A 19801-nucleotide genomic window follows, 5' to 3' on the forward strand; every position below is an offset into this window, starting at 1 on the left:
TGCCGCGGCACTCACCAACTGGTCGGCAGAGGCATTCCCTCGGTGTAGCCGGCGGTGCTCTGGACGCCGATCAGCACCCGCTCGTGGAACTCGTCCAGGGTGCGCGCGCCGGCGTAGGTGAAGGCGCTGCGCACCCCCGAGATGATCTCGTCGATCAGGTCCTCCACGCCGGGACGGGTCGGATCCAGGTACATCCGGGCCGACGAGATGCCCTCCTCGAAGATCGCCTTTCGGGCGCGGTCGTAAGGGCTGTCGTCGCCGGTACGCGCGCTGACCGCCCGCGCCGAGGCCATGCCGAAGCTCTCCTTGTAGCGCCGGCCCTCCTCGTCGGTGAAGAGGTCGCCGGGGGACTCGTAGGTGCCGGCGAACCACGAGCCGATCATCACGTTGGAGGCCCCGGCGGCCAGCGCCAGCGCCACGTCCCGGGGGTGCCGCACCCCGCCGTCCGCCCAGACGTGGCGGCCCAGGGACCGGGCGGCCGCCGCGCAGTCCAGCACCGCCGAGAACTGCGGCCTACCGACCCCGGTCATCATCCGGGTGGTGCACATCGCGCCCGGACCGACCCCGACCTTGATGATGTCGGCACCCGCGTCGACCAGGTCGCGTACCCCGTCGGCGGTGACCACGTTGCCGGCCGCCACCGGCACGGCCGGGTCGAGGCCGCGTACCGTCCGCAGGGCGGAGATCATCCGCTCCTGATGGCCGTGCGCGGTGTCCACGACCAGGGTGTCCACTCCGGCCTCCAGCAGCGCCTTCGCCTTGCCCGCCACGTCGCCGTTGATCCCCACCGCCGCCGCGATCCGCAGTCGGCCGCGGGCGTCCACCGCCGGCTTGTAGAGCGTCGCCCGCAGCGCACCGGGACGGGTGAGCACACCGACCAGCCGGCCCGCGTCGTCCACCACGGGCGCCAGCCGCCGCCGGCCCGCCGAGAGCCGGTCGAAGCCGGTACGCGGATCCGCGTCGACGGGCACGGTGTGCAATTCGGTCGACATCACGTGGCGCAACTGCGTGAAACGGTCCACGCTGACGGTGTCGGCCTCGGTCACCACCCCCATCGGGCGGCCGTCGTCGTCCACCACGATCACCGCACCGTACGCCCGCTTGGGCAGCAGGTGGATGGCGTCGCCGACGGTGTCGTTCGGGCCCAGCGCGATCGCCGTGTCGTGCACCAGGTGTCGCTGCTTGACCCAGGCGACCACCTCCGCCACCACGTCGATCGGGATGTCCTGCGGGATCACCGCGATGCCGCCGCGTCGGGCCACCGTCTCGGCCATCCGCCGGCCGGCGACCGCCGTCATGTTCGCCACCACCAACGGGATGGTGGTGCCGGTGCCGTCGCCGGTGGCCAGATCCACATCGAGCCGCGAACCCACCTCCGAGCGGGCCGGGGCCATGAAGACGTCGTTGTAGGTCAGGTCGTAGCCAGGATTCACGCCGTTGAGGAACCGCACCCGGCCATCATGACTCAGCCCAGCACCAGTGCCATCGCCACTGCGATCATCACCACCGCGATCACGCCGTCGAGCACCTGCCAGACCCGCCTGCGGGCGAGCAGTGGCGCGAGCCGGTACGCGCCCGCACCGAGTGCGGCGAACCAGAGCACGCTGGCCGTCGTCGCGCCCACGCCGAACAGCCACCGGTGCGGGTGCTGCTGGGCGATGCCGCCGAGCAGCAGCACCGTGTCGAGGTAGACGTGCGGGTTGAGGTAGGTGAAGGCGAGGCAGGCCAGCAGCGTCGGGCCGAGCCGGGCCGGTGGCCGGTCGGCCGGCGCGAGCGCGGCGGGCCGCAGCGCCCGGCGGGCGGCGAGTGCCGCGTACCCGAGGAGGAAGGCGGCCCCACCCCAACGGATCGCGGTGAGCAGGACCGGGCGGCCGGCCACGATCGAGCCCACCCCGGCGATGCCCACGCCGATCAGCAACGCGTCGGAGAGCGCGCAGGTCAACACCACCGGCACCACGTGCTCCCGGCGCAGGCCCTGACGCAGCACGAAGGCGTTCTGCGCGCCGATGGCGACGATGAGGGCGATGGACAGGGAGAAACCGGCAACGACGGAGGTGAGCATGCGGCCGACGGTAGAAGTGTCCCGTTGCCTGAGTCCAGCTAAAGATTCTTCAGCTGGTTAAGCTCGGCTACATGAACGGGCTCGACTCCACCCAGCTTCGTACGCTCGCCGCCGTCGTCTCGGAGGGCAGCTTCGAGGCGGCGGCCCGGCTGCTCCACGTCACCCCCTCGGCGGTCAGTCAACGGATCAAGGCGCTGGAGGAGACCGTCGGGCAGGTGCTCGTCCGCCGCCACCGGCCCTGCGACGCCACCGAGGCCGGCCGCCCACTGCTGCGGCTGGCCGGTCAGCTCGCACTGCTGGAACGGGAGGCGCTTGCCGACGCCCGCGGGCCGCTCGGCGGCGACCGGGGGCGTACCCGGGTCGCCATCGTGGTCAACGCCGACTCGCTCGCCACCTGGTTCCCGACCGCCCTGGCTCGGCTGCCCGAGCAGCCGGAACTCTCCTTCGACATCCGGCAGGACGACCAGGACCACACCGCCGAGCTGCTGCGCGCCGGCACGGTCACCGCCGCGGTCACCGCTCAGCGGGAAGCGGTGCAGGGCTGCCGGGTACGCCGTCTCGGGGCGATGCGCTACCGGGCCCTGGCCGCGCCCGCGCTGGTGGACCGCTGGTTCGCCGACGGGCTGACCCGGCCGTCGGCCGCCGTCGCGCCGGTGATGGTCTTCGACCGCAAGGACCGCATCCAGCATCGTTTCCTGCGCACGGTGACCGGGCGCGCCCTCGACCCGCCCGTGCACTACGTCCCGTCGGTGCCGGCGTTCAACGAGTCGATCCGGCTCGGTCTCGGCTGGGGGCTGATGGCCGAGCAGCTCGCCGAAGCCGACATCGCCGCCGGCCGCTACGTGGACATCGCACCCGGCCGGGTGCTGGACGTTCCGCTGTACTGGCAGCACTGGCGGCTCGACTCGCAGGTGCTCACCGCGCTCACCACCGCCGTCTGCGCCGTCGCCGCCGAAACCCTCCGCTGACTGACGCGAGGCACACCTCAGGCGATGGTGCAGATCGCCGCGCCAGCGGTGATCACCGCACCGACCTCGGCCGACAGGCCGCTGACCGTACCGGCCTTGTGGGCGTTCAGGGGCTGCTCCATCTTCATCGCCTCCAGCACCACCACCAGGTCACCCTCGGCGACCGTGTCGCCATCGGCGACCGCGATCTTGACGATGGTGCCCTGCATCGGCGAGGTGAGCGAGTCACCGCTCGCCGCCGCGCCGGCCGTGGTCCCGCCGCCCCGGCGGGTGGGCTTCCGGGCGGCTGGCGCGGCGGCACCGACCGTACCGGCGCCGAGACCGGCGGGAAGGCTCACCTCCAACCGCTTGCCGCCCACCTCGACCACGACGGTCTCGCGTTCCGCCACCCCGGCGACCGCTCCGGCGGCGGCGGTGAACGGCGGCACGGTGTTGTCGAACTCCGTCTCGATCCACCGGGTGTGCACGGTGAACGGCTCGGCGGTGAACGCCGGATCGCGCACCACCAGACGGTGGAACGGCAGTGCCGTGGCCATCCCCTCGACCACCATCTCGTCCAGCGCCCGGCGGGCCCGCTCCAACGCCTCGGTCCGGGTCTCACCGGTGATGATGACCTTGGCGAGCAGCGAGTCGAAGTTGCCGCCGATCACGTCGCCGGCCGAGATGCCGGCGTCCACCCGTACCCCGGGGCCGGTGGGCAGCCGCAGCGCGGTGACCGTGCCGGGGGCGGGCAGGAAGTTGCGGCCCGGGTCCTCGCCGTTGATCCGGAACTCGATGGAGTGCCCGCGCGGGGTCGGGTCCTCGGTGAACCGCAGCTTCTCGCCGTCGGCGATGCGGAACTGCTCGCGGACCAGATCGATGCCGGCGGTCTCCTCGGTGACCGGGTGTTCCACCTGAAGGCGGGTGTTGACCTCCAGGAAGGAGATGGTGCCGTCGTTGCCGACCAGGTACTCGACCGTGCCGGCGCCGTGATAGCCGGCCTCCCGGCAGATCGCCCTGGCACTGTCGTGGATCTGGGTCCGCTGCGCGGCGGTGAGGAACGGTGCCGGCGCCTCCTCGACCAACTTCTGGTGGCGGCGCTGCAACGAGCAGTCCCGGGTGCCCACCACGATCACGTTGCCGTGCTGGTCGGCGAGGACCTGCGCCTCCACGTGGCGGGGATGGTCGAGGTACCGCTCGACGAAGCACTCGCCCCGCCCGAACGCGGCGACCGCCTCCCGGGTGGCCGACTCGAACAGCTGCGGAATCTCCTCCATCGTGCGGGCCACCTTCAGCCCGCGCCCACCGCCGCCGAAGGCAGCCTTGATCGCCACCGGCAGGCCGTGGTCGACGGCGAAGGCCATCACCTCGTCGGGGCTGCCGACCGGGTCGGCGGTGCCGGGGACCAGCGGGGCGCCGGCCCGCTGGGCGATGTGCCGGGCGGTGACCTTGTCACCCAGGTCGCGGATCGCCTGCGGGGCCGGACCGATCCAGGTCAGGCCGGCATCGATGACCGCCTGGGCGAAGTCGGCGTTCTCGGAGAGGAAGCCGTACCCGGGATGCACCGCGTCCGCACCGGAACGGCCGGCAATGTCGATGAGCTTGTCGATGCGCAGGTAGGAATCCGCGGCGGTGTCACCACCCAGGGCGTACGCTTCGTCGGCGAGCGTGGCGTGCAGGGCGTCCCGGTCCGAGTCGGCGTACACCGCGACGCTGCCCAGGCCCGCGTCCCGGCAGGCGCGGATGACCCGGACGGCGATCTCGCCTCGGTTGGCGATGAGTACCTTGCGCACCTGGTGGCTCCTCCCGGCGGGTTACTGACCGGGAGTTTATCGGGCACCCCGATGGCCCTAACGATCGCTCAGTGTGGGATGGCGCACTGTGCGGGCGCGGTAATTGAGCGGCGTGGTGTCGTACCGATGTGGTCGAGTGCCGGTGACGATGATGGCCGACAAAGGCCACGAGCGGGGAGCAGGACATGATCGAGACCAGAGGGCTGCGGAAGTCGTTCCGCAGCCGGGCCGGTCGGGAGACGAAAACCGTCGAGGCGGTACGCGGCGTCGACCTGGACGTCCCGGCCGGTGAGATCTTCGGGTTCCTGGGCCCGAACGGTGCCGGCAAGACCACCACGCTGCGGATGCTGGCGACACTCATCGAGCCGGACGGGGGCCAGGCCACCATCGCCGGCGCCGACCTGCTCAAGGACCCGGGCGAGGTGCGTCGCCGGATCGGCTACGTGGCCCAGGGCGGGAGCACCTGGGACGAATCCACCGGCCGTGAGGAACTGGTGCTCCAGGCCCGGATGTACGGCATCCGCAAGACCGAGGCGCAGCGGCGGGCCGCCCGAGCGCTGGAGGCCTTCCAACTCGTCGAGTTCGCCGACCGTAAGTGCAAGACGTACTCCGGTGGCCAGCGGCGTCGGGTCGAGATCGCGCTCGGCATCATCCACGAGCCGAAGATCGTCTTCCTGGACGAGCCCACCACCGGGCTCGACCCGCAGAGCCGGGCACACATGTGGGACGAGATCCGCCGGTTGCGCGCCGACGGGATGACCGTCTTCATCACCACGCACTACCTCGACGAGGCCGACGCGCTCTGCGACCGCATCGCCATCATGGATCATGGCGAGGTGGTCGCCGAGGGTACGCCGGCCGACCTCAAGCGGGAGATCTCCGGCGACGTGGTCCAGGTCGGCCTGGACGTCACCGCCACCGGCGAGGCCGAGAAGCTGCTCGACGGCGAGGAGTACGTGAACCGGCTGGAGCTGCTCGACGAGGGCGGGCTGCGGCTCTTCGTCGACGAGGGAGCCACGGCGATTCCACGGATCCTGCGCCGGGTCGACGCGGCCGGGCTCGACCTCAAGTCGATCGAGCTGCACCGTCCGAGCCTCGACGACGTCTTCCTCACCAAGACCGGCCGCTCGCTGCGCGAGTCCTGACCCGACCCGGAGATCTCATGAAGCTCGCTCGCGACACCTGGCTGATCTTCCAACGGCAGCTGAACCTGCTGCTGCGCAACCCCGTGTGGGTCTTCGTCGGTGTCTTCCAGCCGGTGATGTACCTGCTGCTGTTCGCCCCGCTGCTCAAGCCCGCGCTGGGCGCGCCCACCCAGGCCGAGGCGTACAAGATCTTCGTGCCTGGTCTGCTGGTCCTGCTGGCCATCTTCGGTGGCCTGTTCCAAGGCTTCGGCCTCATCGCCGAGCTGCGGGCCGGGGTCATCGAACGTTCCCGGGTCACCCCGGTCAGCCGACTCGCCCTGCTGCTCGGCCGGTCGCTGCGCGACGTGGTGTCGCTGATGACCCAGGCCGTCATCATCACGCTGCTCGCGCTCCTGTTCGACCTGCGGGTGTTCATCGGTGACCTGCTGCTGGCGTACCTGATGCTCGCCCTGATCGCGCTGATGACCTCGGCGGTCTCCTACGGCGTCGCGCTGAAGGTGAAGAGCGAGGACGCCCTGGCTCCACTGATGAACACCGTGGCCCAGCCGGTGCTGCTGCTCTCCGGCATCCTCCTGCCGCTCGCCTTCGCGCCGGGCTGGTTGCAGGGCGTCGCCAAGTGGAACCCGTTCTCATGGGCGGTCGACGGCACCCGCGCCCTGTTCAACGGCGACATCGGCGACGACCGGGTCTGGCAGGGTTTGAGCATCATCGCGGTGCTCGCCGCAGCCGGCGTCTACTGGGCCGCCCGCCAGTTCGCCCGCAGCGTCCGCTGACCCCGCCCGCCCGCCCGCCTGCCCGCCCGGCTCGGCTCGGCCGGCCTGCCCGGCTTGGCCGGCTTGGCCGGCTCGGCGGGCGGGTTGCGGCATGTTGGGGTCTCCCCGCAGCGGGATGCCCCGACATGCCGCAACCGGAGTGGATCGACGCCCCTCGCGGCGGGTGTTCAGTGCACGTGGGCGAGGGTCAGCCCGTCGGCGATCGGCAGCATCACGGCATCCACCCGTACGTCGGCCAGCACGTCCTCGTTGAACGCTGCGATCGCCCGGTCGTCGGCGCTCTGCGGTGCCACCACCCGACCGTTACGCAGCACGTTGTCGACGGCGATCACGCCACCGGGCCGCATCCGAGGCACCAACTCGGCCCAGTAGACCGGATACCCGGTCTTGTCGGCGTCGATGAACGCGAAGTCCAGGTACCGTTCGTGCGGCAGCTCACGCAGCGTGTCGCCGGCCGGGCCGATCCGCAGGTCGATCCGGTCGTCGACACCGGCCCGCGCCCAGTACCGGCGGGCAACGCTCGTGTACTCCTCCGAGATGTCGAAGCAGGTCAACCGCCCGCCCTCGGCCAGCCCGCGGGCGATCGCCAGCGACGACAGTCCGGTGAAGGTGCCTACTTCCACCGCCTGCCGGGCACCGAGCAGCCGGGTCAGGAACGTCAGAAAAGCGGCCTGTTCCGGCGCGACCTGCATCGACGCGTGCTCGGGAAGCAGCGCCAGCGTTTCCCGCGCCAGGTCGCTGATGACCTCGTCGGGCGGGGCACCGTGCGCCACGAGGTATCGGTGCAGGTCATCGGTGAGCGGAATCGACTTCAGCGTCATGCTCGGAACCTAACCGAGAGGTTCGACGATCTGGTTACCAGGCGCGACCTTGGTCCACAGATCGGTGATCCGCAGATCCAACTCGGCCAGCAGGTTCCGCAGCAACGGCAGGGAAAGTCCGACGACGGTCCCCGGATCCCCCTCAATCCGCTCCACGAACGGCCCGCCCAGTCCGTCGATCGTGAACGCGCCGGCCACCGCCAGCGGTTCGCCGGTGGCAACATAGGTAGAAATCTCGTGGTCGCTGATATCGGCGAAATGCACCACAGTGGAGGCCACGGCCTCCGCGCGCCGCCCGGCCACGATGTCGACGAGACAGTGACCGCTGTGCAGCACGCCGCAACGCCCGCGCATCCGCTTCCACCGGCGGATAGCGTCAGCCTCGTTGTCGGGCTTACCGAGAATCTCGCCGTCAAAGGCGAGCACCGAATCGCAGCCCAGCACAAGGGTGCGCTCATCGTCGGTCGGACGCAGCCGGCCCAGTACGGCCTGCGCCTTGAGCCGAGCCAGTTCGAGACAGAGATCCTCCGCTCGTTCGGTCACCACGAGCGATTCGTCGACCCCGCTGACCAGCACGTCAGGCTCGATGCCGGCAGCCTGGAGAGACTTACGGCGGGCTGGGCTCGCCGACGCGAGCACGAGGCGAAGCGGCAGGGCGTCAGACACCCCGCCGACGTTACCGCCTGTCCGGGTACGCCGCGCCGCGTACTCATGTCGCTATGAAATACCGGCACCATGCCGATGCGTCAGCGTGTGATCCGAGGCGGCGGATCATCAGAGCGGCGTCGATGACGGATCGCCAGCGCCCAAGCGCCGCCCGCCGCCACCAACACCCCCAGCGTCACCAGGCCGCGGACAGTCGCCGCCGACCCCTCGTCAGCCGGCGGCCCATCGGCCCCCGCCGTGGTAGGGCCAGCTGCGTCCGGTCCGTCCGTCGGCACCGGCCCAAAACCCCTCGGCGGTACGTCTGCCGTCAGCGCCGCCACCAGATCGATGACTCCGTAGCCATACTGGTCATCCCTCCCCGGCGGCCCCTTGTCGATCGCAGTCGCAGTCAGCCGATGAGCCACCTCGTCAGCCGGCAGATACGGATACTTGGCCCTAACCAAAGCTGCCGCCCCCGCCACAATCGCCGCCGCCCCAGAGGTCCCCGTGCCCTTTCTGTATCGGCTGCGGATGCTCGTACTGAAAATATCTACTGCCGGTGCAGCGATGTCCACGCTGGATCCAATGGTAGAAATCTCGGCAATACTTCCTCTGCGGTCAATTCCGCCTACTGCAATCACATCATCCGATGCCGCCGGATACGGTACGTCAGAATTTCTGGGCTGGTTGCCTGCTGCTGCCACGATGACTACGTCGGACGACCGTGCTGCGCCGAGGGCGCGGAGGAGTTGCGGGCTTGCCCCGCCGCCAGCGGAAATGCTGATTATATCGGCACCTGCCCGAATCGAATATTCGATAGCGCTGGCTAAGCAATCAACGTTGCCCTCGAGCTCGCTATTCAAACAGCGGACGGGAAGGATCTTCGCCTCTGGTGCTATGCCTAAGGCGCCGGTATTGGCGCTTCGGCCGTGAGCGGCAATGATGCCTGCCATTCCAGTGCCGTGCCCAGTTATGTCCCGACGTCCGTCCCTACCGCCACCCTCTAAAAGGTCGGTTCCCGGAAGTAGATTCCCGCGTAGGTCTGGGTGCGGATCAACCCCCGTGTCTACTACTGCTACGGTGACGCCTTCTCCTTGGGTTTCTTCGTGGACGTCCTGAACTCTGAGGTACGGCAGGTGCCATTGATCCGTCCGCACGCGGTCGGGGTCATCGGGCGTTTGTCGAGAATGAGCTGCGGTAGGCGGCGCTAGCGGAAGGATGAACATCACTAGCGCAAATGCCGGAAGCCACTTGCCATTTGCGATTGGTATCACTGCGTAAGGCCGATGGCGGGGCCTGGGTCAATTGGTCCCTCTTCACTTGGTGGACGGATAATTGGGCTGATCCCCGTATCCACTGCCCAAGGGTCGTCCGGATCCCACCTGCGCGCTTCGTTATCATCTACGGGATCTTGGCGGCTGAAGGGCGAACAGGTCCTGCTAGGGCCCGTCCCACTGGCTGGAGCGAACCTCGGTGAGCCGCCGACGGGCGTTTGGATAATCCCGAAGCAGCTTTTTCCGCCTGGTCGCGATCCTGCACCTCCGGTCGGTGCAGTTCCTGCTGCTCCCCCACCGATGAGCCCACCGAAGGGATTTAACGAGCGCGGCTGATTGTTGCTTGCCCCGGAATGGATGGCACTGCGTCCTGTTGGTCCTCCGATCCATCCACTTTGCGGGGTTTTTGAGGACGATAAACTCTTGCTGGTCGAGCTGCTGGTTACCTTGCCGGTCGCTTTAGTCTCCTGGCTGGGGCCGCCAAGGCTCGGTCGGATAACCAATCCTGACGTCGGCGGAATCCCGGCAATAGATATTGGCGAGTTCAGGCTAGGTGGCGTGGTTCCGGGTGACGAGAGTGGGGCCGGAGAGGGAATCAGATGAGAGTCGACTCCGCCGAGCACTGGCCCGATAGCTGGCGTCGACGAGTTGGGAAGTAATTTCTCCGGCGGGAAACTCTGCTCTCCCAATGAAGTCTGCCTGCGTGGCGGCGAGAAGGGCGCGATGGGCGGAATGATCGGTGCCGCATCGCCGCCGTAAGTATCAGGGGCAGCGCCATCGAGAGCAATCGCTTTGGTGGGGGGTGGGTGGCGGAGTTGGGTTTGGGCTTGGTGGAGTTCGGTGCTGAGGGCGTACATGACGTTGCGGGCCTGGATGTTCAGCCGTTCGAGGTCGGCGTCCGTCACCGGTGGCTGGATGGCTCGGCTGGCGGCGGCAGCTTTCGGGTCGGCGGCGGTTTCCTCCCAGGATCGCTTCTGTTGCAACTTGTCGGCGTACTCCTGGTAGATTTTTCCGATTTCGTCTCGACTGCTGCTGAGGGCCTGGGTGGCGGCGGACAGTGCGGTCTGGTTGGTGGTGGCGGCGTCGTGGGTGTGCTGGACCTGGTTGATCAGCTCGTCGAGTTTGGCGAGGTAGGCGTGGGAGGCGGCGCTGGTCTCGGGCGGCCACGCCTGGGCTAGGCGTTCGCGGTAGGTCCTCAGTCTTGCGAGATGTTGGCCCGCCAGCTCGGCGATTTTGCGCCAGCCCGCGACGTGTCGCCAGTGGTTGTCGGTGTGGTGGTCCTGAAGGCAGGCCCACATGTCGGCCACGTTCATCAGCTGCCACTCCGTCAGGCCGCCGCTGCGGCCGACGCCCGGTTCCCTCATGGCACCACCACCGGGCCAATGTTGTCGGTGCCGGTCGGGTCGCCGAGTGATGGCGACGCCACGGCAGCCGGTGGTGACGCCACGGCAGCCGGTGGCGGCGGGAAGGTTTGCCCGCGCGTCTCGTCGTTGTCGGGTGCGAGCGGCATACCGTGCTGTCCGAGTGCCCGGTGGACGTCGGCGACCCGGGCGGCGGAGAAGGCGTCGGTGTCGGCGTACTGCTCGGCTACGAGCTTGGCGGCTTCCGCGAGGTGGCCGGTGGCGTCACCGACGCCCCAGACCGCGTTGGTCGTCGCCTGTTGGGTTTCCCAATGGGTACGCATGAAGTGCACCAGCTCGACGAACGCGTCTGCCGGGTTGGGCACGGTGGTGAGCATGTCATCTGCGATGTGTCGCAGGTACGGTGCGTAACTGCCTTCCACCTCGGCGCGGAGTTGCTCGGCGAAATCTCGTAGCTGACGGATGTCGGCCTCGACGCCAGCGGAACCGCGTAGCCAGGACGCTTGTCGATCCTCCTCAGGGATCATCGGCCCTCCCAATCTGTCACGGGCTCGCTCCCCTGAGTGAGGTTAGACGGTGAACGCCCCCTCCGGGAGCCCTGCCGCGTCCGGCAGCGCTGCCACGTACCAGCGGTGGTTCAACGAGGCAGGCCGGAGGTGCGCCACGCACCGGCAGCGGGCGTCAGCGCCGCAGCCGCCGGCCGGCCGCTGCGCGTCCAAGCCGACACCGCCGTCGGCGTCGGCCGGGCCGCGGGGCGTGACCGCACGGCGATCACGCCGACCAGCGCGGCCAGTTCCTCGGCGGTCGGCACGCCGCGCACGACCCGGAACAGCGGCTCTTCGACAGACATGACCTCAGGGTACGCGGGCAGAGGTGGACCTTCATCGCACAGTGGCGTGCCGGCGGTGTGACCGCCTGCGCTGCCGGGTACCGTCTCAGCGATGTCAGAAGCTGCCCCCCAACTCGTCGCCGACCGGTACCGGCTGCTCTCGCCGCTCGGTCAGGGTGGCATGGGTCGGGTATGGAAGGCGCGCGACGAGGTGCTACACCGCGACGTCGCGATCAAGGAGCTGGTTCCGCCGCCGGGCCTGACCAGCGACGAGCGCCGCGAGATGCGCGAACGTTCGCTGCGCGAGGCACGCGCCATCGCCCGGCTCAACAACATCAACGTGGTACGCATCTTCGACGTGCTCCGCACCGACGGTGACCCGTGGATCGTCATGGAGTACGTCGCGTCCAAGTCGTTGCAGGACACCATCGCCGAGGACGGTCCGGTGTCGCCGGCGCGTGCCGTGGAGATCGGTCTGGGCGTGCTGAACGCGTTGAAGGCCGCGCACAAGGCCGGCATCATGCACCGCGACGTCAAGCCCGGCAACGTGTTGCTCGGCACCGACGGCCGGGTGGTGCTCACCGACTTCGGCCTGGCCACGATCCCCGGCGACCCGAACGTCACCCGTACCGGCATGGTGCTCGGCTCGCCCGCGTACATCGCGCCGGAGCGCGCCCGGGACGGCACGTTCGGCCCGGAGGCCGACCTGTGGTCGCTCGGTGCGACCCTGTACGCCGCCGTGGAGGGCAAGTCCCCCTTCGCGCGCCCGTCCGCGATCAGCACCCTGGCCGCGCTGGCCACCGAGCCGGTGCCGCCGGCCCGCAACGCCGGCCCGCTCAAGCAGGTACTCGCCGGGCTGCTGCGTAAGGACCCGCAGGAACGGATCACCGCCGAGTCGGCCGAGCGCATGCTGCGCAAGGCCGGCGGTCGGCGGGCACGGACCATCTCACTGCTCGACGGCGTACGCCGGCCCGGGCCGAACGGCCCGCGCGAGCCGCGCCCGCCGCTGGTGCCGGCGCCGCGCCCCTCCGGTGAGCGGCCGTCCACCCCCGTCACCCCGCCCGCGCCCCGCACGCCACCCACGTCAGGACTACTGGCCGGCGGTGCTGCGACTGCTGGTTCCACAGCGGACCGTTCGACAGGTGATCAGCCCGGCGAGGGTGCCGACCCGACGACGAAGGTCGACCAGTCGGACGGTCGCCCCGATGCCGCTTTGACGGCGCGGGTCGCCGATCCGGACGGCCGCGCCGATGCCGATCCGACGGCCAAGGTTGCGCCGACCAGCCCAGGACGGTCCGAGGCCGGTCCGAACGACTCGGAGCAGGAATCGTCCCGGGTCGATTCGCCGACGGGTGATCGGGATGCCGCCCTGGCTGCTGCTGCCGGTACCGCCTCGACCGCCGCAGCAGCCGGAGCGCCGTCAGACAGCGCCGCCACCGCGCAGGCTGCGGCAGCCGGAGCGGCGGGGGACGGCACCGCCGCTGCGGCGGCCGACGCCTCCGGAGACGGCGCTGGTGACGGGCAACCCGCGTCCCTGGACGAGCAGGCCGGATCGGGTACCGCCGCCGTCGACCGGGGCGGCTCGGACCCGACGGACCGGGCGCCTGCCGGTGCCGATGCGACGCTGGACCGGACGGACGACGGCGGGGCGGACCCGGAGGCCGGCGTGGGCCAGACCGCGACGGCCGGTCCGGGCGCGACGGAGGCCGAGACGGCCGTAAGCGCGGCCACCGCGGGCGACGCAACCTCAGGCGGGCCGAGCGCGACGAAGGCCGGTACGCACGGCGGCGGGACCGCTGCGGGCGCAGCCGGACCGGGCGGTCGGAGTACAGGTGGTGACGCCGCCGATCGCGGCCACCGCGACCGCATGGGGCGGACGCCACAGCCGACCTCGGTCATGCCGGCAGCCCCGGTCAGTCCCGCCCCGACACGCGGCCACGTCTTCAAGGCCGGGCAGTTCCGTTCGGAGCGGACCCGGCGTGCGGTGCTCGTCGGTGCCGTGGTGGCGCTGCTGCTGCTTGGCGTGGTGGTGGCGATTCCGCTGCTCAACAGGGGCGACCAGGACGGCGGGACTCCGCCGGCTGCGGACGGCACCAGCAGCGCACCGCCGCCGGCCAGCTCGGAGCCGGCGGCCCCGCCACCGAGCGACCCGCCGGCCAGCCCGTCGGCGTCGCCCAGCCCGTCGGCCTCGCCCAGCCCGTCGGAAACTGCCGGCGGCCTGCCCGAAGGCTGGACGCTGAAGACCGACCCGGTGGGCTTCAAGGTGCCGATCCCCGACGGCTGGCGACGCAGCACCAGCGGCACTTCGGTCATCTACCGGGAGCCGGACGGGGTACGGGAACTGCTCATCGACCGCACCGACACGCCGAAGCGGGACGCCGAGGCCGACTGGCGGTCGCAGGAGCCGAACCGGAAGAACCTGGTCCGCAACTACGAGTACATCGACATCTCCTCGTTCGACTGCAAGTGGCGGACCTGCGCCGACTGGGACTGGCGGGAAACCCGCGACGGCACCACGATCCGGGTCCGCAACCGGGCCTTCGTGCCCGCCAGCAACCGGGGCTTCGCGCTGCGCTGGGAGGTCGCCGACCGCGACTGGGACGAGCAGTTGGAGAACTTTGAGATGATCTTCCGCGAGTTCGTGCCCGACCGTCAGGACTGATCGGCAGGCATGGCCTCCCACCGTCCGGGGTATCTGATCTCCGACGACGGAAGGGAGGCCCGAGATGGGTTACCGAGGAAGGGATGCCCGGCCCCGGCTGGCACTGTGGACGGCCGTGGTGCTGGGCAACGTCGTACTGCTTGTCGCCACCGTCGGAGTCACGGTGCTGGCGACCATGTTGAGCCTGGTGACGCTCGCCGGGGCCGCGTTCGCCGGCTGGCACCTCACCCGCCGGGGCAGCGTGTCCCGTAGCGCGGGCATGGGCGTGCCGGTCGCGATGACCGCGCGGCGGCGGGCCTGAACAACTGGCCGAAGCCGAAGCCGCGCAGCGCGCCGACGACAGTGGGTCGTGGACGGCGCGACGGCAGGCTGACGTCCGCTCCGAGCGAAGGACGTCGGCCCGCCGTCGCGGCGTACGTCAGGTGTTGTTGGCCAGGGCGATCAGTCGGCTGCGGTCGCCATTCCAGTAGTTGCGGTCGACGCCGCCGCTGATGCCAGGGACGCTGCCGGAGTCGGTGTACTGCCAGAAGCTCCAGAACGGCGCGCCGGCCGGCAGGGAGCCGACCGAGGACGACCAGCGGGCCACCCACAGCGGGTGGTTGTTCCACGGCCCGCTCCAGGAGCCGGTGCACTGGTTCCAGAAGCTGGTGGTGGTGTAGATGACCGCGTACCGGCCGGTGCGGGACCGGTAGGTGTTGAGGAAACTCTGTACCCAGTTGCGCATGCCGGTGGTGCTCAGGCCGTAGCAGTATCCGCCGCTGTAGGGGTTCGCTTCCAGATCCAGCGCGGCCGGCAGGGTGCGGCTGTCCGCGGACCACGCGCCGCCGTTGGAGGCAAGGAAGTTCGCCTGGACCGCGCCGGAGGAGATGTTGGGCCGGGCGAAGTGGTAGGCGCCTCGGATGACTCCCGCGTTGTACGCGTTCACGTAGTTGGTGTTGAAGTTCGGGTCGCGGTAGCTCGTACCCTCGGTGGCCTTGATGAAGGCGAACTGGATGCCGGAGTTGCGGACGCTCGTCCAGTTGATGGTGCCCTGATACCGCGAGACGTCGATGCCCGGCACGGTGGCGGCGGCGGCCGGGGTCGCGGTGGCGACGAGCCCGGCGGCTGCGGTGGCGAGTACGGCGAGTGCGGCGGCGGTCAGCCGACGCAGCGATCTGGTCCGACCCATGGCGTCCTCCTGAGACGACTGTCGATAGACAGACATCTTTGAAGGCGATCGTCGGCCAAAGCAAGAGGGATCAAGGCAACTTTCGATGTACCGGTTGTGGTGGCGACCCACCTGGCGATCAACGCAGCGTGGCCGGATCGATCTGCCAGCGGAACGGCTCGGCGAGGGTGAGCGTCTCACCAGCCTTGGCCCCGCCCGGTCAGTCTCAGACGATACGACCGGTCGGCCCGGGACCGACACCGGAACGCTCACCCGGCTCGGCGCCGGCGGCGGAACGTGAGCGGTAGGCTCCCGCCTCATGGTGTCGATCGAGGGCATGACCGACTTCTGGGACCGCCTCTTCGGGGCGCAGCCGGATCCGCCTCCGCTGCTGGTGGTGCTCACCGGGCTGGTCGCGCTGCTCGTCGTGGTCACCCGGCTGCCGTGGCGGATCGCCCGCAACGCGATCACCATCGCCCACGAGGGCGGTCACGCACTCGTCGCCGTACTCACCGGACGCAAGCTGCACGGCATCCGGCTGCACTCGGACACCTCCGGCCTGACGTTGTCCGCCGGCCGCCCGACCGGCCCGGGCATGGTGCTCACCCTGCTCGCCGGATACCTGGCCCCGCCCCTGGTCGGCCTGGGTGGGGCGTGGCTGCTCGCCGGCAACCGGATCACCCTGCTGCTGTGGATCGCGGTGCTCCTACTGCTCGCCATGCTGGTGATGATCCGCAACCTCTACGGCGCGCTGACTCTGGTGATCGTCGGGGGTGCGGTGCTCGCCGTCTCCTGGTACGCCAGCCCGCAGGTGCAGGCCGCCTTCGCGTGGACCGGGGTGTGGTTCCTGCTGCTCGGTGGCGTACGCCCGGTGGTGGAGTTGCAGCGGATGCGCGCGCGGCGCGGCATGCCGGCCTCCGACGCGGACCAGCTGGCCGGGATCACCCCGCTGCCGGCGTTCTTTTGGGTGGTCCTCTTCGGCCTGGCCAACCTCGCCGTGCTGGCGACCGGCGGCCTGCTGCTGGCCGGCCCGCTGCTCGCCGAGGCCGGACTCACCTGATTCCGTCGGCCGGTCGGCAACCTGCCCCACCCCCCGGTGCGTGTGCTCTGTCAGGTACGGGAGGTGCGGGTGGCCGACGTCGAGGGGTTCGACGAGTTCTACCGGGGCAGCCGGCAGCGGTTGCTCGGGTACGTCTACGTCCTGACCGGTGACCTCACCGAGGCGCAGGACGCGGTCCAGGAGGCGTTCATCCGGGCCTGGCAGCGCTGGTCCAGCGTGGGCGGCTACGACGACCCGGAGGCATGGGTACGCGTGGTGGCGGCCGGATCGCGGTCAGCCGCTGGCGCAGCCTGCGCAGCCGCGCCCGCGCTGGGAGAGTGTCGAGGTCGGCGCGATCGACGACATGTCGGAGTGGGTCGATTTCCACGCGATTCAGCACTGGGAGGTGGTGGACCGGCACTTTGCCGGCGACGAGTCGGTGCTGATCCGGCACACGGTCGGTGAGACACGTCGGGGCGACGCCGACGGTGAGCTGCTCGCCGGACCGATGCCGCCGGACATCATCGCCGTGGTGCGGGTCGGTGACCTGGTCACGGTCGTCAACGTCGACGTCGGTGTGAGTCAGTCGGAGCTGCGCCGGCTGGCGGTGATCGCCGCCGGGCGGATGTGCGCCGCCGCCAATCCACCGTGCTGACCTGCCCCTCCCGACAAACCGGGCTCGGAAGGGGCACGCTCGTGGCACCTACAGCGGGATGTTGCCGTGCTTCTTCGGCGGCAGCGTCTCCCGCTTGGTACGCAGCACCCGCAGCGCCCGGACGATCTGGGTACGCGTCTCGTGCGGCGGGATCACCGCGTCGACATACCCGCGCTCGGCGGCCACGTACGGGTTGGCCAGGGTGTCCTCGTACTCGGCGATCCGCTCGGCGCGGACCGCCGCCGGATCCTCGGCGGCAGCCAGTTCCTGCCGGTACAGGATGTTCACCGCGCCCTGCGCGCCCATCACCGCGATCTGGGCGGTCGGCCAGGCGAAGTTGAGATCGGCCCCCAGGTGCTTGGAGCCCATCACGTCGTACGCCCCGCCGTACGCCTTGCGGGTGATGACGGTGACCTTCGGGACGGTGGCCTCGGCGTACGCGTAGATGAGCTTCGCGCCCCGGCGGATGATGCCGTCCCACTCCTGACCGGTGCCGGGCAGGAAGCCGGGAACGTCCACGAAGGTGAGCACCGGAATGTTGAAGGCGTCGCAGGTGCGGACGAAGCGGGCCGCCTTCTCGCTCGCCGCGATGTCCAGGGTGCCGGCGAAGTGCATCGGCTGGTTGGCCACCACGCCGACCGGCCGACCCTCGACCCGACCGAAGCCGACCACCATGTTCTGCGCGTAGAGCGGCTGGACCTCCAGGAACTCTTCGTCGTCGAGCACGTGCTCGATCACCCGGTGCATGTCGTACGGCTGGTTGGCCGAGTCGGGGATCAGCGTGTCCAGTTCCCGGTCCGCGTCGCTGATCTCCAGGTCGGCCGGTGCCTCGAAGACCGGTGGCTCGTCCAGGTTGTTCGAGGGCAGGTGGGACAGGAGCGCCTTGACGTAGTCGATCGCGTCGGCCTCGTCGGTGGCGAGGTAGTGCGCGTTGCCGCTGCGGCTGTTGTGGGTGCGGGCGCCGCCCAGCTCCTCCATGCCGACGTCCTCGCCGGTGACGGTCTTGATCACGTCCGGTCCGGTGATGAACATGTGTGAGGTCTGGTCGACCATCACGGTGAAGTCGGTGACCGCGGGGGAGTAGACCGCCCCACCGGCGCACGGTCCCATGATGAGTGAGATCTGCGGGATGACGCCGCTGGCCCGGACGTTGCGGAAGAAGATCTCGCCGTAGAGCCCGAGCGAGGCCACGCCCTCCTGGATCCGGGCGCCGCCGGAGTCGTTGATGCCGATGACCGGGCAGCCGATCTTCATGGCGAGGTCCATCACCTTGACCATCTTCTCGCCGAAGACCTCGCCGAGGGAGCCGCCGAAGACGGTGAAGTCCTGGGCGAAGACGCAGACCTGCCGGCCGTCGATGGTGCCGTACCCGGTGATCACGCCGTCGCCGTACGGGCGGGTCCGGTCCAGCCCGAAGTTCGTGGACCGGTGCCGGGCGAACTCGTCCAGCTCGACGAACGACCCCTCGTCGAGCAGCATCTCGATGCGCTCCCGGGCGGTCTTCTTGCCGCGCGCGTGCTGCTTCTCCACGGCGCGGGCCGACCCGGCGTGCACCGCCTCGTCGACCCGTCTCGCCAGGTCCGCCAGCTTGCCCGCGGTGCTGTGGATGTTGGTCCCGGTCTCGGTAGTCACCCTGGGAATATAACGATGGTTCAGGTCACCGCTGCTGTGCACTTCGCCTCACCGGGCTACCCGTAGGCTGGTGGTGTGCCGGGTTCTCCGTACACCGATCTGGATCGTCCGCCGCTGTCGGCGGCCCGGCTGCGTCGGGCGCTGGTCGCGCCGTACGGTCCGTGGTCCCGGCTGGAGTTGCGGACGGAGACCGGGTCCACCAACGCCGACGTCGCCGAGGCGGCGCGAGCCGGGGAGCCGGAGGGCCTGGTAGTGGTGGCCGAGCGGCAGACTGCCGGCCGGGGCAGACGCGGGCGGGTCTGGCAGTCGCCGCCGCGCGCCGGTATCGCCACCAGCGTGCTGCTGCGGCCCGGCGAGGCCGTGTCGGCCCGTGGCTGGTCGCCGGCACCACCGGCGGGGTACGGCTGGCTGCCGCTGCTGGCGGGTGTGGCGCTGGTCGAGGCGGTGGCGCTGCTGGCCGAGCTGGAGGCCACCCTGAAGTGGCCGAACGACCTGCTCATCGGGGGTGCCAAGTGCGCCGGGATCCTCGCCGAGGGGGTGCCTGGGCCGGGGCTGAGCGACCCACCTGCGGTCGTCGTCGGGATCGGGCTGAACGTGACGCTGCGCGCCGACGAACTGCCGGAACATCCGACCGGTCTGCCGGCCACCTCGCTGCAACTGGCCGGCGCGGCCGCCACCGACCGGGATCCGCTGCTACGGGCCCTGCTCCGCTCGGTCGCCGACTGGTACGCCCGATGGCGTGACGCCGGTGGGGACGCGGTCGCCAGCGGTCTGCGTGAGGCATACCTGGCGGCGTGCGGCACCATCGGCCGCGAGGTCCGCGCCCTGCTCCCCGACGGCACCTCCGTCACCGGCACCGCCACCGGCATCGACCCCACCGGCCAGCTCCTCCTCTCCACCCCCACCGGCCAACGCCCCCTAGCCGCCGCCGACCTCCACCACCTCCGCTGACCCCGCCCCCTTGATTAGTTGATCATGAAGTTGTTGTCGAGTGGATCACGCCTGGGCGACAACAA

General features: G+C 70.1%; 18 protein-coding genes and 2 pseudogenes. 9 read left to right on the forward strand and 11 right to left on the reverse strand.

The features are described from left to right. Positions 1-11 precede the first annotated feature (11 nt). Entirely contained in the window at positions 12-1451 is a 1440-nt protein-coding gene (locus tag O7601_RS10625) for a GuaB1 family IMP dehydrogenase-related protein (protein WP_281566005.1), read from the reverse strand. Between the two features lie 14 nt (positions 1452-1465). Then, a complete protein-coding gene (locus O7601_RS10630; RefSeq protein ID WP_281566006.1) occupies positions 1466-2062 on the reverse strand; it encodes a LysE/ArgO family amino acid transporter in 597 nt (198 codons plus the stop codon). A gap of 71 nt (positions 2063-2133) precedes the next feature. Here O7601_RS10630 and O7601_RS10635 point away from each other — a divergent pair, with 71 nt between their 5' ends. Further along, positions 2134-3030, forward strand: coding sequence for a LysR family transcriptional regulator ArgP (locus O7601_RS10635; RefSeq protein ID WP_281566007.1), 897 nt, complete (start codon positions 2134-2136; stop codon positions 3028-3030). 17 nt (positions 3031-3047) lie between these two features. On the opposite strand, the gene O7601_RS10640 is transcribed toward O7601_RS10635, so the two are convergent. Further along, positions 3048-4802, reverse strand: a complete 1755-nt coding sequence (locus tag O7601_RS10640; protein WP_281566008.1) for a biotin carboxylase N-terminal domain-containing protein — start codon at positions 4800-4802, stop codon at positions 3048-3050. A 185-nt stretch (positions 4803-4987) separates the two neighbouring features. Between O7601_RS10640 and O7601_RS10645 the strand changes: the two genes are divergently transcribed. Then, positions 4988-5947, forward strand: coding sequence for an ATP-binding cassette domain-containing protein (locus tag O7601_RS10645; protein WP_281566009.1), 960 nt, complete (start codon positions 4988-4990; stop codon positions 5945-5947). Positions 5948-5964: 17 nt separating this feature from the next. After that, the gene (locus O7601_RS10650) at positions 5965-6720 is read left to right on the forward strand and encodes an ABC transporter permease (protein WP_281566010.1); all 756 of its coding nucleotides are present in this window, start codon (positions 5965-5967) and stop codon (positions 6718-6720) included. Between the two features lie 167 nt (positions 6721-6887). On the opposite strand, the gene O7601_RS10655 is transcribed toward O7601_RS10650, so the two are convergent. From O7601_RS10655 to O7601_RS10680, 6 genes are all read right to left on the reverse strand, one after another. After that, positions 6888-7541, reverse strand: coding sequence for an O-methyltransferase (locus O7601_RS10655; protein WP_281566011.1), 654 nt, complete (start codon positions 7539-7541; stop codon positions 6888-6890). Positions 7542-7550: 9 nt separating this feature from the next. Continuing rightward, on the reverse strand, positions 7551-8207 hold the full coding sequence (locus O7601_RS10660) for a nucleoside triphosphate pyrophosphatase (protein WP_281566012.1): 657 nt from the start codon (positions 8205-8207) through the stop codon (positions 7551-7553). An 80-nt stretch (positions 8208-8287) separates the two neighbouring features. Continuing rightward, positions 8288-9412, reverse strand: a complete 1125-nt coding sequence (gene mycP / locus O7601_RS10665) for a type VII secretion-associated serine protease mycosin (RefSeq protein ID WP_281566871.1) — start codon at positions 9410-9412, stop codon at positions 8288-8290. Between the two features lie 44 nt (positions 9413-9456). Beyond that, a complete protein-coding gene (locus tag O7601_RS10670; protein WP_281566013.1) occupies positions 9457-10824 on the reverse strand; it encodes a hypothetical protein in 1368 nt (455 codons plus the stop codon). After that, positions 10821-11348, reverse strand: coding sequence for a hypothetical protein (locus O7601_RS10675; RefSeq protein WP_281566014.1), 528 nt, complete (start codon positions 11346-11348; stop codon positions 10821-10823). The genes O7601_RS10670 and O7601_RS10675 overlap by 4 nt, the downstream gene beginning before the upstream one ends. Positions 11349-11458: 110 nt before the next feature. Further along, positions 11459-11671 (reverse strand): acyl-CoA carboxylase subunit epsilon, encoded by a 213-nt coding sequence (locus O7601_RS10680; RefSeq protein WP_281566015.1) that lies wholly within the window; start codon positions 11669-11671, stop codon positions 11459-11461. A gap of 91 nt (positions 11672-11762) precedes the next feature. Here O7601_RS10680 and O7601_RS10685 point away from each other — a divergent pair. Both O7601_RS10685 and O7601_RS10690 read left to right on the forward strand, forming a co-directional pair. Beyond that, positions 11763-13136: pseudogene (locus O7601_RS10685) on the forward strand (protein kinase); the annotation flags it as partial. A 1240-nt stretch (positions 13137-14376) separates the two neighbouring features. Beyond that, the gene (locus O7601_RS10690; RefSeq protein WP_281566016.1) at positions 14377-14613 is read left to right on the forward strand and encodes a hypothetical protein; all 237 of its coding nucleotides are present in this window, start codon (positions 14377-14379) and stop codon (positions 14611-14613) included. 117 nt (positions 14614-14730) lie between these two features. On the opposite strand, the gene O7601_RS10695 is transcribed toward O7601_RS10690, so the two are convergent. Further along, positions 14731-15480, reverse strand: coding sequence for a GH25 family lysozyme (locus O7601_RS10695; protein ID WP_281566017.1), 750 nt, complete (start codon positions 15478-15480; stop codon positions 14731-14733). Positions 15481-15778: 298 nt separating this feature from the next. Between O7601_RS10695 and O7601_RS10700 the strand changes: the two genes are divergently transcribed. From O7601_RS10700 to O7601_RS10710, 3 genes and pseudogenes are all read left to right on the forward strand, one after another. Continuing rightward, positions 15779-16519: a M50 family metallopeptidase gene (locus O7601_RS10700; RefSeq protein ID WP_281566018.1), complete on the forward strand. Its 741-nt coding sequence runs from the start codon at positions 15779-15781 to the stop codon at positions 16517-16519. A 69-nt stretch (positions 16520-16588) separates the two neighbouring features. After that, a pseudogene (locus O7601_RS10705) lies at positions 16589-16830 on the forward strand (sigma factor); the annotation flags it as partial. Positions 16831-16862: 32 nt separating this feature from the next. Further along, the gene (locus O7601_RS10710) at positions 16863-17153 is read left to right on the forward strand and encodes a hypothetical protein (RefSeq protein WP_281567105.1); all 291 of its coding nucleotides are present in this window, start codon (positions 16863-16865) and stop codon (positions 17151-17153) included. Between the two features lie 48 nt (positions 17154-17201). On the opposite strand, the gene O7601_RS10715 is transcribed toward O7601_RS10710, so the two are convergent. Beyond that, entirely contained in the window at positions 17202-18785 is a 1584-nt protein-coding gene (locus O7601_RS10715; protein ID WP_281566019.1) for an acyl-CoA carboxylase subunit beta, read from the reverse strand. Between the two features lie 75 nt (positions 18786-18860). Between O7601_RS10715 and O7601_RS10720 the strand changes: the two genes are divergently transcribed. Then, on the forward strand, positions 18861-19736 hold the full coding sequence (locus tag O7601_RS10720; RefSeq protein WP_281566020.1) for a biotin--[acetyl-CoA-carboxylase] ligase: 876 nt from the start codon (positions 18861-18863) through the stop codon (positions 19734-19736). Positions 19737-19801: the final 65 nt, after the last annotated feature.

The sequence above is a fragment of the Verrucosispora sp. WMMD573 genome (assembly GCF_027497175.1).
Taxonomy (GTDB): domain Bacteria; phylum Actinomycetota; class Actinomycetes; order Mycobacteriales; family Micromonosporaceae; genus Micromonospora.